The sequence below is a fragment of the Acetobacter musti genome, from assembly GCF_011516835.1.
Taxonomy (GTDB): domain Bacteria; phylum Pseudomonadota; class Alphaproteobacteria; order Acetobacterales; family Acetobacteraceae; genus Acetobacter; species Acetobacter musti.
Genome location: NZ_WOTB01000018.1, coordinates 24,690 through 40,781, shown reverse-complemented (window position 1 = coordinate 40,781; position 16,092 = coordinate 24,690). Strand labels below are relative to the sequence as shown.

General features: G+C 58.8%; 14 protein-coding genes. 7 read left to right on the top strand and 7 right to left on the bottom strand.

Annotated features, from left to right (window positions below):
- Positions 1–31 precede the first annotated feature (31 nt).
- Complete coding sequence (locus tag GOB93_RS13350) at positions 32–1,237, top strand: ATP-binding protein (protein ID WP_173583999.1); 1,206 nt, start codon at positions 32–34, stop codon at positions 1,235–1,237.
- Positions 1,238–1,309: 72 nt separating this feature from the next.
- Here GOB93_RS13350 and GOB93_RS13345 read toward each other — a convergent pair whose 3' ends face one another.
- Positions 1,310–2,146, bottom strand: coding sequence for a hypothetical protein (locus GOB93_RS13345; protein WP_173583998.1), 837 nt, complete (start codon positions 2,144–2,146; stop codon positions 1,310–1,312).
- Between the two features lie 139 nt (positions 2,147–2,285).
- Positions 2,286–2,558: a DUF2312 domain-containing protein gene (locus tag GOB93_RS13340; RefSeq protein WP_173577137.1), complete on the bottom strand. Its 273-nt coding sequence runs from the start codon at positions 2,556–2,558 to the stop codon at positions 2,286–2,288.
- 262 nt (positions 2,559–2,820) lie between these two features.
- On the opposite strand from GOB93_RS13340, the gene zwf reads away from it, so the two are divergent.
- From zwf to cynS, 6 genes are all read left to right on the top strand, one after another.
- Positions 2,821–4,341 (top strand): glucose-6-phosphate dehydrogenase, encoded by a 1,521-nt coding sequence (zwf, locus tag GOB93_RS13335; RefSeq protein WP_173583997.1) that lies wholly within the window; start codon positions 2,821–2,823, stop codon positions 4,339–4,341.
- The gene (locus GOB93_RS13330) at positions 4,341–4,808 is read left to right on the top strand and encodes a hypothetical protein (protein ID WP_173583996.1); all 468 of its coding nucleotides are present in this window, start codon (positions 4,341–4,343) and stop codon (positions 4,806–4,808) included. Before zwf ends, GOB93_RS13330 begins: the two co-directional genes overlap by 1 nt.
- Before the next feature lie 51 nt (positions 4,809–4,859).
- Entirely contained in the window at positions 4,860–5,504 is a 645-nt protein-coding gene (gene petA, locus GOB93_RS13325; RefSeq protein ID WP_173583995.1) for a ubiquinol-cytochrome c reductase iron-sulfur subunit, read from the top strand.
- A gap of 126 nt (positions 5,505–5,630) precedes the next feature.
- Positions 5,631–6,035, top strand: coding sequence for a hypothetical protein (locus tag GOB93_RS13320; protein WP_173583994.1), 405 nt, complete (start codon positions 5,631–5,633; stop codon positions 6,033–6,035).
- A 192-nt stretch (positions 6,036–6,227) separates the two neighbouring features.
- Entirely contained in the window at positions 6,228–7,985 is a 1,758-nt protein-coding gene (locus GOB93_RS13315; RefSeq protein WP_173583993.1) for a hypothetical protein, read from the top strand.
- Between the two features lie 510 nt (positions 7,986–8,495).
- On the top strand, positions 8,496–8,984 hold the full coding sequence (cynS, locus tag GOB93_RS13310; protein ID WP_194300064.1) for a cyanase: 489 nt from the start codon (positions 8,496–8,498) through the stop codon (positions 8,982–8,984).
- 39 nt (positions 8,985–9,023) lie between these two features.
- Here cynS and panC read toward each other — a convergent pair whose 3' ends face one another.
- The 5 genes from panC to GOB93_RS13285 all read right to left on the bottom strand — a co-directional run bounded on the left by panC (position 9,024) and on the right by GOB93_RS13285 (position 15,894).
- Entirely contained in the window at positions 9,024–9,860 is an 837-nt protein-coding gene (panC, locus tag GOB93_RS13305) for a pantoate--beta-alanine ligase (protein ID WP_173583991.1), read from the bottom strand.
- A gap of 2 nt (positions 9,861–9,862) precedes the next feature.
- Positions 9,863–10,711 carry a 3-methyl-2-oxobutanoate hydroxymethyltransferase gene (gene panB, locus GOB93_RS13300; RefSeq protein WP_173583990.1) on the bottom strand — a complete coding sequence of 283 codons (849 nt, stop codon included), beginning with the start codon at positions 10,709–10,711 and terminating at the stop codon, positions 9,863–9,865.
- Between the two features lie 544 nt (positions 10,712–11,255).
- Positions 11,256–13,859, bottom strand: coding sequence for a TonB-dependent receptor plug domain-containing protein (locus GOB93_RS13295; protein WP_173583989.1), 2,604 nt, complete (start codon positions 13,857–13,859; stop codon positions 11,256–11,258).
- A gap of 243 nt (positions 13,860–14,102) precedes the next feature.
- Entirely contained in the window at positions 14,103–15,242 is a 1,140-nt protein-coding gene (locus tag GOB93_RS13290) for a glycosyltransferase family 4 protein (protein ID WP_173583988.1), read from the bottom strand.
- Positions 15,226–15,894 (bottom strand): glutathione S-transferase family protein, encoded by a 669-nt coding sequence (locus GOB93_RS13285; protein WP_173584046.1) that lies wholly within the window; start codon positions 15,892–15,894, stop codon positions 15,226–15,228. The genes GOB93_RS13290 and GOB93_RS13285 overlap by 17 nt, the downstream gene beginning before the upstream one ends.
- Positions 15,895–16,092: the final 198 nt, after the last annotated feature.

Here is a 16,092-nt window from a genome sequence, read left to right as displayed (position 1 = left end):
AAGGCATTTCTGTGGAGCGTCTTGCGATATCGTGACTTTTAAAATCGATCTTCCATCAGAAGTAGTCGCTGTGCGTGAGATTCCGGGTGTGGCCACCGTCCTGGATGCTGTGTGCCGTACGACCGGCGTCTCCTTCTCTGCGATTGCTCATGTCACCGCAACACGCTGGGTCGCATGTGCCGTTGATGATCGTGCGGAGTTCGGGCTGGCGCCCGGGGATCTGCTGCCTGTTGAGCAGACGCTGTGCCGGGATGTGAGGTCGGCGCAGACCGCCGTTGTAATCGCCGATGTGCAGCCGGAAACCGGTGGATATCAGCATAAAATTTTGTCTGAATACGGGATCAGAAGCTACATCTCCGTGCCCATCCTGCTGCCGGACGGCCAGTTTTTCGGCACGCTCTGCGGTTTCAGCCGAAATCTCTGCGATGTCGGTTCCGAGAAGACGCGTGACATTTTCCGCCTTTTCGCGGAGCTGATCGGCTTTAACCTGCAGTCGCTCGGGCAGCTCCGCCGCAGTGAAGTCGCGCTTGAGCAGGAACAGGAGCATGGAACCCAGCGCGAAAAATTCATCGCGGTGCTTATTCATGAACTGCGTAATCCGCTGACTGCCATTGAGTCCGGTCTGCGTCTGCTCGAACGCCGTCCCGAGCGGCTGGCCGAACTCGTTCCGCAGATCAGGCGCGTTCTGAGCCGCATGGACGGTCTTATCCGTACCACGCTGGACTTCACAGAAATCCGGTTCGGTGACGGGCTTGTGCTCGAACGTGAGACCTGCACGGATCCAGGCGAAGTTCTGACGCAGATTATCGACGAGGTCCGCACAGCGGCTCCGGGCGCCGTCATCAGGACAGAGTTCGATTGCAGTACACCGGTTTCATGCGACCCGGGCAGGCTCGCGCAGCTCGTCACCAATCTTCTCCGGAATGCCGTGTCCTACGGCACACCCGGCACACCCGTCATCCTCCGGGCAGCAAGCCGCCCGTCCGGCTTCGAACTGTCTGTCATTAATGAGGGCGAACCGGTTTCGTCCGACATTATTCGCAGAATGTTCAGCCCGTTCAGCCGGGGTCAGTCCGCCGACAAAAATCAGGGTCTCGGACTTGGCCTGTTCATCGCGTCCGAAGTCGCGCAGGCGCATGGCGGCAGCCTTGTGGTCGAGACAGAAGGCAGAGTGATCAAATTCATCTTCCGAATGCCCGCTGTGCCCGTTACCGCGCTGCCGACCAAAGCGCCATAAGGCTTCGGTCAGCCGGAAGTCAGTGATCGTACGGGATTCACTCCGCCCGGTTATCGGTCGGGACCCGCGGATTTAATCAGGACGACGGGAAGGCCAGCGCAGCACAGGTTCAGTGCGCTCTCCTGATGGCCGGCCATCATCAGTTCCACGTCTGCCGATATTTTCGTCAGGCGGCTCGTGCCAGGGCATACGGCGACCCTGTTGCGGCTGATCATGGTCCGGGCGTGTATTTTCTTCGCGCGTGGCCCTGTTCTGACGTGAAGCGCGAAGTTCAGGCAGAATATTCTGCTCCGGTTCGTAGGCGTCAGACACTCTGGGTACCGTCGAGAATCCATAAGTCACGCGTGCTGACAGATCGTCGCCAGACCGTGCAACGTCACCGGAGCCGGTTTTTTCCGTTGTGTGCCGATCGGCAACCGGCCGGTCCGGCGAAATACCCGGAGATTTTTCGGTCTCCGGCTTCTCTGTCTTTGCCGATGGCGGAAAAAAATATCCATCCTCATCCCGGTCATCGGAACGCGACGCGGCGGCGGGCGCATCAGCCCGGGGAACAGAAGGCGACGGGTTCTGCTGTGTTTCTGTCTGCCGCTTCGCTACCGGCCGGAACTGCGGTTCCGCAGCCATCGATTCCGGCTTTGCCGAAGGAACCCATTCTTCCGGAGTTACGGAAACGGCAGCCGTCACTGCGTTCCGGCCTGCGGGTTCCGGGGCCACCGATCCCAGCCGCATGGCAATCACCCGAAGATCGGCGCGGACATCGGCAAGCTGAAGTTCGATCTCGGACAGTCGTCCTTTCAGCCCGAACACCGCAAACGGCATCAGGAGAAATGCCACACCGGAGACCGCCAGCACCGTGAGGAGCAGCATCTGTCCCCAGAGGGGCAGCCAGTCAGGAATTACAGGTGACATTGTCAGACGAACGCTCCGTAAGGACGTTCCGGCATCCGGCAAAAGACCGGATACCAGACAACGCGATCATCGCGCAGTTGCGGAAAATGCGCCATGACGGATCACACGAAACATCTGTAACGGAGCTTTACATGCTCCCTTACATACCCAGCGCGCGACGGTAGATGTCGAGCAGCGTCTCCTGCTCCTCAACCTCAGCCGGCTCCTGCTTGCGGATACGAATGATCTGCCGGATCACCTTCACGTCGAAACCGGCTGATTTCGCTTCGGAGAAAATGTCCTTGATGTCGCCGGCCAGCGCCTTGCGCTCTTCTTCCAGACGCTCGACACGCTCGATGATGCTGCGGAGCCGGTCGGCCGCGATGCCACCAACCGCGGCATCATCGCCGTTTGACATCACATCGCTATCCATAATCCGCGCTCTCCTCGTTCAGATGATCCCCGGACGGGGACAGGTCGAAGCGCGGCATTATCCCGCTGAGGCCCTGCCGGTCAATTCGGGAATGCGGGTGCGCCCGCGTTACGGAACCCTCCGTGGACGGCTCCGTTTTCCAGATAAGCATAAACACGACCGCGCCTCTTGCCGCGCGTGACCCGGATATGCGAGGCGTGAGGCCGCATTCGTGAGTCAACGCCAGATCCATGGCAAAATTCACCCGGAAGGGAAATCGCAGATGGCTGAAAACGCCGGTCAGGACACAACTGCGCACGCAGCGATCAGCAGGGTAACGGACGAATCGCACTCCCTGTCCTTCGACTACGTGATTATCGGCGTGACCGGTGATCTCACGATGCGTAAGCTGCTTCCGGCGTTTTATGAGCGTTTTCGTCTGGGAGAAATTGCCCTGGACACGCGAATCATTGGCGTGGCCCGTTCCGCGCTGTCGACTGAGACCTATCGTGAACGCGCCAGAGAAGCGCTTGTCGAGTTCGCGTTTTCCGCCTCACAGGACAGGGACGGTGTAACGGCGTTTCTGGATCTTGTTCATTATGTCTCCCTGGATGCCAGTGACCGGGCCGCATCCGGCTGGAGCCTCCTTGAGGCACTGCTCGCCACGCATGCGGATCGCGTCCGGGTTTTCTATGTTGCAACGGCACCGAAGCTTTATGTGCTGACGGCGGACGCTATTGCCGCTCATGGTCTGATCACGGAAGCAACCCGGATCGTTCTGGAAAAGCCGATCGGCACCGATCTTGCCTCGGCTAAGGCCATCAATGACGGGGTCGGAAGGCATTTCCGGGAAGAGCAGATTTTCCGTATCGATCACTATCTGGGCAAGCAGACAGTCCAGAATATTCTGGCGCTGAGATTCGCGAACCCGATCCTTGAAAGAGTCTGGAACGCTGATTCCATCGCCCAGGTCCAGATTACAGCCGCCGAGACGGTCGGCGTCGGCAAGCGTGGCCCCTACTACGATACGGCCGGCGCATTGCGGGATATGGTGCAGAACCACCTTCTGCAGATCCTCAGCCTGGTGGCCATGGAGCCGCCGACCGCGCTGTCCGCCACCGATCTCCGCGACGAGAAACTCAAAATTCTGCGTGCCCTGAAACCAATGGACCCGGACACCATCGCCCGCGATACCGTCCGCGCTCAGTACGTGGCCGGTGAGATCGGCGGGAAGCCGGTCGACGGATACCTGGACGATCTCGGTGTCGCTGCCAGCAACACGGAGACATTTCTTGCCATTCGTGCGGAAGTCCGCACAACGCGATGGGCCGGCGTGCCGTTCTATCTGAGGACCGGTAAACGGATGGCGCGCAAGGAGTCCGAAGTCGTCATCGAATTCAGACCGCAGCCTTGGGCAATCTTCAGCGAACCGCCGAAACCGGACCGCCTGGTGATCCGTATACAGCCCGATGAAGGCGTATCGCTGTCTCTGGCAAGCAAGGACCCGCGCGCTGCGGGCTTCGGACTGCATGAGGCGGTTCTGGATGTGTCCTATGCGAAAGCATTCGGCACGCGGTATCCCGACTCTTATGAGGATTTGCTGATGGCCGTTGTCCGGGGCGATCAGGTTCTGTTCATCCGCCGCGATGAGGTGCAGGCGTCATGGCGCTGGATCGAACCCATTCTGGATGGCTGGGCAGACAATATCCGGCCCATGGAGACATATCCCGCCGGGAGTTGCGGTCCCTCTTCATCAGATGATCTGCTCCGGGATGATGGCTTCTCGTGGAAGGAGAAAATCTGATGGCGGCTCCGGTTACACCCAAAAACCTCAAAGAACCGCAGCGCTTCACCAGCGGGCCGTTTAAAGGCAGGACCCTGCGCCAGCACATTGTGAGGCGGCTGATTCTCGTTCTTCCGATCACGGTGCTCATGATCATTCTGGCGAAGTCCGGTCTGATGGACCGGCTTGTCGATCAGTATACTTTCAAACCGGTAAGCTGGTTCGATGACACAGCGCTCGTGCAGCATCTGAGACTGACGGTTACCCGCAACGGGATGACCGGCGACCGGCCGGAATGTCTTCTGTTCGTCGTCAATGGCAATTCTCCGCCAACAGCCACCATGATCGACGTTATGGAGAAACATTCCGGCAAATGTCCCAATCCGGATATGTCCCTGCCGAAGCTGTTTACCCTGAGAGTCGACCGTCCCGCTCAGCATGTCGATACGGATCAGGGTACACCCGGCAGCTTCCATCCGATTCCCTGAATGCGCTTTGGCCCTTGCGCGGCAACGGCCTGTAACGTTAGCAGAACAGACATGATCGGTTTCCCGTCCGCCACAGATCCGTCCTCCGAGGACGGGCCGGCAAGCCCGCCTCGCCGGGATATTCTCACTCTTGTAACCGGTGCGACGGTGGCCGCCGGCGCCTGTGCGCTTGCCTGGCCATTTCTGGACAGTCTGATTCCACCCGAAAACGCCGCCGCGCATGCCCCGGTCGATGTCGATCTTTCTCCCATCGCACCAGGCCAGCAGATTGTCGTTGTCTGGCGGGGCAGTCCCGTTTTCATCACGCGGCGGACATCGGAATCCCTGGAGCGCCTGAAATCTCCGGCGCTGACCAGCAGACTGCGTGACCCTGAGTCAAAAATTCTTCAGCAGCCTCCCTATGCCGCGAACTGGCACCGGTCTCTGGTTCCCGAATACGGGCTTCTGGTCGGGGTCTGCACCCATCTCGGCTGTGTCCCGACTTACGGTGCCGGAAGCGCCGATCCGGCGCAGCGCGGATATGCCTGTCCCTGTCACGGGTCAAAATTTGATCTCGCCGGGCGTGTTTTTGCCGGCGTGCCGGCACCATATAATCTTCCGGTGCCCCCACACCGTATGCTCACGCCAGACCGTGTCCGCATCGGCGAGAACCCGGCCGGCCAGTCATTCGACTTCGGCAGTATCGTGCAGATCTGAACTCCGTAATGCGGACTGGACGATACGGTTTGTCTCCGGCACATCAGAAACCAGGCTGGGGCGGTCCGGGCCGGCCCTTTACAGACCGGCGATCCCTCTCCGGTTGTCAGGCAAAGGATGTCCCTCATGAATAAGACCCTCGCTGCAGCCCTGTTCCTCACGGTTGCCAGCCTGAGCGCGCTGCCCGCGAACGCGGCCGATCCCGCCGCCAGTCCGGCTGCCGGCAAGGAGACGATCTATCCGGCTCCGGCCATTGCCGGTAAATGGATGTCCATGGGCATGCCGCCGGTTATGATCGCCGCCAACCGGGCAGCCGGGCCGGCAAGTCGGCTGCTCGTGCATCTTCCGAAGAACCTGCAGAAAAGCAGTACTGCCGATTTCGCGCTGAGTCACACGACGGATAACACCTGGGTAGGGAAAGACGACAAAGTGACCGTCTCATTCTCCCTGACATCCGAGAATTTCGGCGTGCTGAAAATAGTCGGTGACACACCGGATCATCGTCTCGAAATGCCGCTTTCAAGGTTCTGAAACACACTCTCCGGCCAGCCTCATGCCTGGCCCCGTTCCGGGGCGGCCTGATATCCCGACAGACCCGGGTGCTGTCGGGAGCAAATATCGCTGCGAATATCCGGATATCTCAGTGACTTCCTTTTCAGTCGCTTCCGAAACGCCGCGGCGCGCCGGAATCGGTGAACGGATGGTGCTGAACGAGGAGAGGCCATGCTGCGAAACTCAGTTCTCTGTGCCGTCGCGGTCCGCTTCGCATTTGTCGTGACTGCTGCCGTCGCGGCGACAGATCACTTTCCCTCCGATACGACCTCCGGATATGTCGATGTCCGGGATTTCGGCGCAAAAGGCAGCGCTTTCGTTCGCAGTCTCATCGCGGAGGCTCCGGCCGGGACACATCGTCTGACAGTGCAGACTCCGGACGGCCTGGCAGCCGGTATGCGTATCCAGGCTGACGGGATTCCCGCAGGCAGCACGATCTCGGAGATTTCCGGTCGGGATGTCACCTTTTCCAGCTCAGCTGGTCAGGGACTGACCAGACCCCTGCATCCGACGGCTCTGGTCGATTTCGTGCCGGATGATGATACGGATGCGTTCCGGGCGGCCTATAAGACCGCATGCGAGCATAACGAAACCGTCATCGTTCCGGCCGGCCGCTATTACATTTCCGGTACTGTGACAGCCTGCGCGGTGCCGACTCTCCTGCTTGGCGCAACGCAGACCACTGGTTCATCCGGTTTTCCGAATGTGACGGATCAGAGTCAGATCATGGGAGGTGTGGGCGCCGGCCTGTCCTACCGGTTCACTGCGGCGCGAGGAGAGGAGGCGGCTGTCATTTTCGGTGACTTCGAAAGCTCCGGCGGCCGGCAGGATTACCAGAAAAATGCGGAATCAATCCGAATTACCAACAATGACCGTTACCAGAAATGGATCGATGCAGACGGTGCCTCACACACGGCATCTCACGACGCGGTTGGTCAGTTTATTCTTGCGCAGCAGCCTTCCACCAATAATTTCGGCCATACCTGGGCATGGAATCATGTGCTGCAGATCGATGATGGTTCGAACGGAAGTTCAGTCATAGGCGAAGCTCAGATCATTAACATGCGCTCCTATGACGGAGATGATTTCGACGGTGGCAATACTGTCGCAGGGTATGACGAAATTTATAATTGTAAGCACGAATGCCTGTATGCCCATTATTTTCAGGGTGGTCTGAATGGCCATTACGGTCTTTCGGACGGTCTCGTCTTTCGTCACGGAACCGTTCACAACATTATTCTCGGACAACTGACCCCCGGTGAACGGGACGCCGATCTCCGTGTCTCCGCGGCACAGCATCTCACGGATTTTGCGCTGTACGCGAACGGTCTGGCTTTTTTTCAGTCACTTCATATCGGAGGTGGCCCGGCGAAAGGCGACCAGGTGCCGGAAGCCGGTCTGACGGTGGAGTCGTCAGGGGCGCTGAGCGCACCCTCCATCGCCGCGCCGGTTGCCCGTTTTCCTGGCGTCTCAATTGGCCCGGAGGACAGCGGCACACTCACACTGGGCTCTGATCACGGAGACCTGGCGCCTCGCATCGTGTTCAGGGGCAGAAAGCAGGGTGACTGCACTCTTGCCGGCGAACAGGGCAAACTGGCTGTTGCCTGTTCCGGCGCCACCACGGAAGTTCATGACGGAAGCGGCACCCGGTTTCTCGCTCCGGTCCGCTCCGTTGCGCCATTGCCTGTCAGCAGCAACGATGACAGGCTCGCCACCACCGCCTGGACGAATATGGCAATCGCGCATGGAGCCCATATCACCGCACGCCGGTTCATGGAGCTCCCGGCGACACCTGCCGACTGGTCTGACTATGTCTGCACCGACTGTCGTATCAACGGCGGTGCTGCCGGTGTTCGCGTCATGTGGAATCCGCAGATCCGTCGCTGGACCGGACTGTCCGGAGAAAGCGTGACGCATCTGCGGCCATAAGCTGTCCGGAGGAGGCCATAATCCCGGAAGCGGACCCTGTCCTCTGGCTGTATTATCCGGGCGTTTGTATGCTTTGCAAATACAGACGTGGTTTTTTTTGGGTTTTGTCCCCGGTTCTTCATCCGGCAGGGGCTGCTGGCGGAGGATGGTCAGTAAAACACTCCCGGCTTTCGTGAAGCACTCACGTTCAGCATCAGTATCATCAATATAGGCGGCAGAATGCAGCGATCCTAAGCCACATGATCAGAGAAGTGGTCGCCGGTCAGAGTCATGCAATCCGGATGATTCAATGCCAGGATCGTTCCCGGAACCGGACAGACACCTTTCACGTAAGACAATTACTGCTGTGAGGACGCGGGATTTTTCCATTTCAGCTTTTTTTTACGGATCATCCGGTGGCAAAGCAGAATCGTATCGGACCTTTCCCTGGAAAAACCGGCAACCAGGACCCGAATAAGTTCTGCGATGCCTTTCTGTGGCGCTATCATGGCGCGGGCAGAAGCAGGAGAGATGATTGTGAAACGGGCCGAACTCACCGAAAAAATAGCAGATATCAAACGCGAACGCGGCTGGAGCTGGCGGTATATCGCCGGTGAAATCGGAGGGATGTCAGAAATTCTGATTGTCGGCGCCCTGCTTGGTCAGATGAAGCTGACGAAACCTCAGTGCGAGCGCGCAGCCGCTCTTCTGGGACTCACGGAGCAGGAAAAACGCCTGCTGAACGAAGTGCCCGCGCGAGGCAGTCCGATGCCGCCGACAGATCCGCTGATCTACAGATTCTATGAGCTGGTCATGATCAATGGCCCCGCATGGAAAGCGCTGATTGAAGAGGAATTCGGCGACGGCATCATGTCCGCCATCGATTTCGACATGGAACTGGAACGTCAGCCGAACCCGAAAGGTGACCGGGTCAGACTTACCATGACCGGAAAATTTCTGCCTTATCGCTATTACGGGGCGACTGGTAATGACCAGTCTCTCGGCTACAAGAAAGACTGAACGCTTTCGAGTGTCGGGCGCATGTCGCGCCTGACCCGATTATCCCGGCGTCAGAAACACATTATCCAGAAGCCGCGTCTTCCCGACACGCACGGCCAGGGACGCAACAGCCCGGTCCCTGATCCACTCAAGCTCCCGCAGATCATCAGGGTCCGCTACGCTGATATAGTCGACCGACAGGCCGGGCTCTCCCGTCAGCATATCGCCGATCACGGCTTTCAGAACATGCGCGTTCCGCTCACCCAGTTCGACCTGAGTCCGGGCCGCCTGCAATGCCCGGTGAAGGACCGTCGCCTGAGCCTGTTCCGTCTCGCTCAGATAGGCATTACGGCTCGACAGCGCGAGCCCTTCAGTGTTTCGGACAGTGCCGCCAACTACGATCTCAACGGGCATGTTCAGATCCGCCACCAGTCGCCGGATCACGGCGCATTGCTGGATATCCTTCTGTCCGAAATAGGCCCGGGCCGGCTGCACAATATTGAGCAGCTTACATACCACTGTCGCCACCCCGGAAAAATGCCCCGGTCGTACCGCGCCTTCCAACGGTTGGGCAACAGGCCCGACATCAATGGCTGTAGCAAACCCCGGCGGATACATTTCGTCAGGATTCGGTGTGAAAACGAGCGCCACGCCGGCCTCGCGCAGGAAAGCAAGGTCCCGCTCCATATCGCGCGGATAACGGGAGAAATCTTCGGCCGGACCGAACTGCGTCGGATTGACGAAAATGCTGACCACGACGTCGCCACATTCCTCAATGGCACGCCTGATGAGGCTGAGATGTCCGTCATGCAGAAATCCCATTGTCGGCACAAATCCAGGCTGATCCAGGCTTTTACGCGCTTCCCGGATTTCAGCTATTGTCGGGAGAACCTGCATGTTCAGCCCCGGTCTTTCGTGCTGACAGCATCCAGCGCCGCGGCGAGTTCAGCTTCATCCATAACCGTGCTCTGCGCTGCCGAGGGGAACGATCCCGCCCGTACATCCGCGACGTAAGCCCGCACCGCATTTTCCATAGCTGTTCCGATACTGGCATAGCGCCGGGCATGGCGCGGCGTCTTTTCTTCGAACAGACCCAGCAGATCGTGCCAGACCTGCACCTGTCCATCGCAGCCCGCGCCAGCACCGATCCCGATCACCGGAATGCTGACATGCTTTGAGACCGCTTCCGCCAGTGGCGCAGGAACGAGTTCCAGAACCAGTGCGAATGCTCCGGCAGTCTCCAGAGCCAGCGCATCTTCCAGCAAACGCCGTGCTTCAGCGGCTCGTTTCGCCTGCACCCGCAGGCCGATCTGATGCTGGGATTGCGGAGTCAGTCCCAGATGTCCCATCACCGGTATGCCGAGTTCCACCAGACGGCGGAACTGAGGCAGGACCGCAGCCCCTCCCTCAAGTTTCAGTGCCTGAACTCCGCCTTCCTGCATCATCCTCCGGGCGGAGATGACGGCGTCCTGCGTCGTCGCATAGGTCATGAACGGAAGGTCGCCGACCACAAGAGCCTCGCGGCTTACACGCGTTACCGCGGCGGCATGTCGCACCATGTCGTCAAGCGTCACCGGCAGAGTGGTATCGTAGCCAAGCATCACCATGCCGAGAGAGTCCCCGACAAGCAGCATCGGAACTCCGGCGCGTTCAGCGATCAGAGCGGAGGCGCAGTCGTAGACCGTCAGCATGGAGATACGCTCACCCATGCGCTTCATTTTCTGCACGTCAGCAATTGTCCTGCGCATAACCATCTCCGCTGGCCGACACAACTGGGGCCGCGAGTTGTGACTCACTCATGCCTGGAGAGCAACTTGCAGCGGATCGCCTGCTGGGCAGCTTCACGGGCAGACGCCGCGTTTTCGGGGATCAGAAGCGACAGTCACAGAATTTTGTAGCCGGTCTGCATGTCGGCATAAAGGCAATCTGCCGGGGCTTCCTGGAGCGGCCTGCGGTATGTGAGAGAAAATCAGATCCGTAACGGCACAGTTCGGATAACAGGTCAGGCAACAAAAAAGGATTTGTAAGGTTTGCAAATACAGATGAACTGCCTACTCAGAGCTTTGCCCCGAACCCCACAAAGGGACGCAGTCCCTTTGATCCCGGCTGGTTAAATATAAAGGAACGAAGGGGCGTCGTGCGCAGTACGCCCTCGCATGACGACCCTTTCCAGGGAGGGCAGGGCCTGCTTTGTCCTCTGTTCGCAAAATATATAAACACCGCAAAAAAAAGCAGGCCGAAGCCTGCTTTTCGTTTTCCGGAAGATGAAGAGATCTTGCGCGGGAAGGTTCGTCAGAACGATGCGTTGACACGACCGTAGTAATAGCCACCCGTCATCGGAATCTGGGACGATGCCTCGTCGTAAATCTCGGCTCCAAGATAGTTTGCAATTTCGTTCACGCGGCGCGGACGCACATTGAAGACGTTGTTAACACCCACAGCGACATGCCAGATCTTGTTGAAGCGATAGCCAACCTCAATATCTGTCAGCCAGTGAGGTGTGTTGTTGAACTGATAGAACTGTTTCAGGTTGTACTGCAGGGCTGCCGGAGCCCAGTCTTCATACTGCAGCATGTTCGTGGTCTGGCCGTAACGGGTCTGACGAATGTTAACATCCCAGTTCCGGTAGGTGTAATACGCGTTCAGAATGATCTTGCTGCGTGGATAGGCTGTCGTGATGTAGCCGATATTTTCCGCATTCAGCAGAGGACCGTTCGGACCGACACCGTTGTGGTGCAGACGCGTCCGGTTAAGGCTGATCTGCATGCTCAGCAGCAGGTTGCCGTACTGATGAAGATGGAAGGCGTAGTCAGCCTTGATATCCACACCCTGCGTGCGCGTGCTGGCGCCGTTCGTCAGTGAATAGGCCTGAATGTTGCTGTCGGTATAGCTGTTGGCCGGAAGACTGAAGCCCATGTTTTCAATGGCGGCGATAGCCTCGGTGCCCTGAATCTGCGCACCCTGAACGATGCGGTCCCGGATGTTGATCTGATAGACATCAGCCTCAACATGGAAATCCTTTACCGGTTCAACGACGATACCACCTGAAGCGCTGGTGGAGCGTTCCGGCTTAAGGCCGCCCTGAGAGGCTGCGGACAGCATGCCGGACGCACCCGTCGGTGAAACGTTCATGGCGCTGAAATGCTCTTCAGCCAGGGTTGGGGCACGGAAGCCCGTGCTGATCGTGCCGCGAAGGGCGATGCGCTTTGTAATATCGTAGCGGGTTGAAACCTTGCCGTTCTCGGTGTCACCGACATCCGTGTAATGTTCGAAACGACCAGCGAAATCCACTTCCCACTTCTTGGTGAAGTGGAAATCACCGTCCATATACCAGGCCCAGATGTCACGATACCATTTGCCCGCATTCTGCGGCGCCAGGCCCGCATAACCCTGCGTGCCGCCGAGAGTATAGGACGTCGGATTGCCGGCCCAGATCTGATAGGATTCCATGCGCTGTTCCGCGCCGAAAGCCAGTGTCATAGGGACGACGTGCCCGATATTGAAGTGACGGCGGAAATCGACGTTATTCGTCCATTGCGCCATGTTGTAGCTTTCAGCCCGCGCCTGCGTCGGGCTCCAGCCGCATCCGATAGCTGAATAATAAGAGCTGGAAGCATCCGTCGAACATGTCGACTGCAACATACCCGTATTGATGGTGTTCTTGTTGCCGACCTTATCGTAATCCGCGCCGTAAGTGGACGATACATCCCACTCGAAGCCCATGAAGTTGTCGCCTTTGGCGCCGACCGTTGCGGCGTAATCGTTCTCCTCGATTGTCTCAAGCGGAGAGAAACCCCACGGCCAGTAAGATTCGGCGACACCTCCGCCTACGTTGGGAACACGATAGTTCTCGTAAGCTTCAGAATGACGGTGCGCATATGTGATGTTTCCGTAAAACATCACGTCGTCATTCAGGGGCTTGCCCCAGTCGAGACCGAAATTCTCACGCGTCTCTTCCGGCGTGCTCATGATATGGTTCGACGTGCTTGGAATGTTCGCTGTTGTACTCGTATATGTTGCCGCATCCGCATAGGAAGGCTGGCTTCCGATCAGACGGTGATCGCGAACATTCTTAGGTACGAAATGATCTGTATGATACATCTGACCGTACAGATGCAGATAGCCGTCATCACCAAGTTTCATGCCGCCATCAGCATTGAACTGATACTGCCAGCCATCGCCATTATAGGCGTTCGCGCCGGTCTGCGCGCTGACATTCAGCCCATGATTGGTCTTTTTGGTGATAATATTAACCACACCGGCAATCGCGTCCGAGCCATACATCGCAGCGGCGCCATCTTCCAGCACCTCGATATGGTCGATCATGTTTGCCGGCAGCATGTTCAGATCGACGCCGGTCGCGCCGAAGTTCGGGCCGGCATCGGCCGTAATGTTGGCCGTGGTATGCCGGCGCTTACCATCGACCAGCACGAGGACCTGGTTAGATGTGAGACCACGCATATGAATCGATGAAACAAGCGCCGCCGCGTCGGCTCCCATGGTTTCCACGTTGATCGACGCATAAGTGCGCGTCAGGGCGTCGGCGAGATTGACCATTCCCGAACGCTGCAGAACCGCGGACGTGACAACCGTTACCGGGCTGATGCTCTGGCGGGCCCGCCGGTTCGCACTGTGCGTTCCCGTGACAATCACGGCCTCATTCGCATCGGAGGCATACTGCGAGGGACGGGGCAGAGACCGGGCCGGCACGGCAGCCCGTTTAGCTGTCGCCGCGCCCTGACGGGAGACCGGTGTTTTGGCAGGTGTTGTGGATTTATGTGTCCGTCCATGATGGGTGGTCGGTTTTTCTGTCGAGGCGGCCTGTCCTGCAACAGAGGCACCCAGCATCGGAACTGCGAGGATTGTTGCAGTAAAAAGTCTGCGACGGGACGTCATGATAAGATGGTGCCTCCGGATGGCGTCTTAGAAACGATATTCTGCTAACGAACAGAAGCGCCACTCATTACGCAACACGAAAATTACGTTTACGCATCAGTGTGCTGCGCCTGTTGCTTTTCGGTGACAGTTTGTTGATGCACAGCGTAGGGAAAATTGTTTCCCGTCCTGCCCTGCGGCCATTCATAAAAGGAATTCCGGGCTGGCTGATAAAGATGTGATCCGGACAGGAGCAGACGTCTGTCAGAATGCCGGAGCGCTCTTTCGTCTGTCCCGCGCAGACTGAAGGTCAAACGTCCGGGCTCGTCTGTAGCCAAGTCCGGTCAGACGTTCGCGCAGACGGAAATCGGTCGCCATCCGTCGGATCGCGCGGGCGAGATCACCGGGCCGGTCCGGGTCCGCGAAGAGCGCCGCATCGCCGGCCAGCGCGGCAAGCGCACCCCGGGGTGAGGCGATCAGCGCTGAGCCGCAGGCCATGGCCTCCAGAGCCGTCAGGCCAAACGGTTCGGGCCAGCGACTGGGTACAACCGTAACAGCCGCCCGGCTCATCGCGCCGATGACCGCCTCATGGGGCAGATACCCCGTCATGGCGATGCCAGCGGCATACGCACGCGGGCGAAGAGTCGAGAGAAACGGGGTATCCGGTGAACCGGGGCCGAAACGGTCCGCTCCGATCATCTCCGCCCGCCATCCCGGCAGTTCGGACAGCACCTCAGCGCACGCGGCCACAAAGGCGTCAGCCCCTTTATCAGCCACAACACGTCCCGCGAAGAGAATGGTCTGCTCACGTTCCGCCACGGAGCGGGCAGGGGGAAGGGTGGAAAGATCGAGACAGTTCGGAAGAACGCACAATTGCGCTGGGTTCAGATTCGTTCCCTCGCAATAACGGTCGCGTATCCAGTCCGAGACACTGACAACCGCCAGTCTGCGTGCCAGTGCGTCCCGCTGAGACGGGGTTTTCGCGCAGCGCATATTTTGCGGATCATTGTGCAGGACAAGCCGCATCGGAATATGAGGAAACCATGTCCGGAGCGACCACGCCAGTTCCGGCCTGTTATGGATTTCCACAACTGACGGACCGAGGCTCCCGAGCATACGGGCGATTGCCGCAGCGTAGCGTTGTGGCCCGGAGCGCAGCCCGAACGGCGGCCAGAAAGCGTTCCGTGACCATCGGGCGGTCAGAAAGCTTCCGTCCCGCACAGGCAGAAAGCACACGCCGGGAAAGGGCGGAGCGTGCGTCGGGGCGCCGATGACAATCTCATCCGTCGTGGCCAGACGCTGCACCAGCAGGGCAATGGCGCCGGCCTCACCGGCGGCAAAACGCTCCCTGGGCGGCAGAATGGTGACAGCGGGTCCTGAAGAGGTGTCAGTCAACCGACTCATAGCGGTCCGAGAGCCATGTTTCCAGCTCCGCTGCCGCTTCGTTATACCATTCGGCGACCAGCGGATGCCTGCGTACGGCCTCGGCGTAACGGCGGGCTACGGGTGAGAGCGCCACGCCATAGCTCAGAAAGCGGGTGACAACCGGTGCGAACATCGCGTCTGCGTTGCCGAACTGCGTACCGAACAGATACGCGCCATGGTCTCCGAAACTGTCGCGCGCCTCCGTCCAGAGTGCATCGATCCGGGCAATGTCGGCTGCGGCGGCGTCAGACACCCCGTTCGCGAGCGGCCGGTCATGCCGTCCCAGATTCATTGGCATGGATGCCCGCAATCCCTGAAAACCCGCATGCATCTCGGCTGAAACCGACCGCGCAAATCCCCGTGCGACAGGATCGGAAGGCCAGAGAGATGGCTCGATCTCGGCGCAGTATTCCGCGATCGCGAGACTGTCCCACACCCGGACATTCCAGTGCTCAAGAAAGGGTACCTTTCCGCTGGGGGAGAGCGCGGCGATCCGCGTCGCCGTATCGGGCTGCGCCAGAGGGATGACCTCTTCGACAACATCGAGCCCGGCCAGCCTGACGCACAGCCAGCCGCGCAGAGACCAGGAAGAATACCGTCTGGTTCCGATAACAAGCCGTCCGTCAGCCATTCTGCTCTCCATCACAGGCTTTCCTGCTGCAATTTACATCGGATGACACCGCTTGCCCAGAAGTGCCTGCGGAGACAGAAATATCGCGGCGACGAAATCTGACCGGGCATCATTCCGCGCAGTGCGTCCGCATTCCCGGCCCCGTCTTCTTTCAACAAATCTGTTGCTGTGTCGTGTCCGGCTTCATATCATTATCAC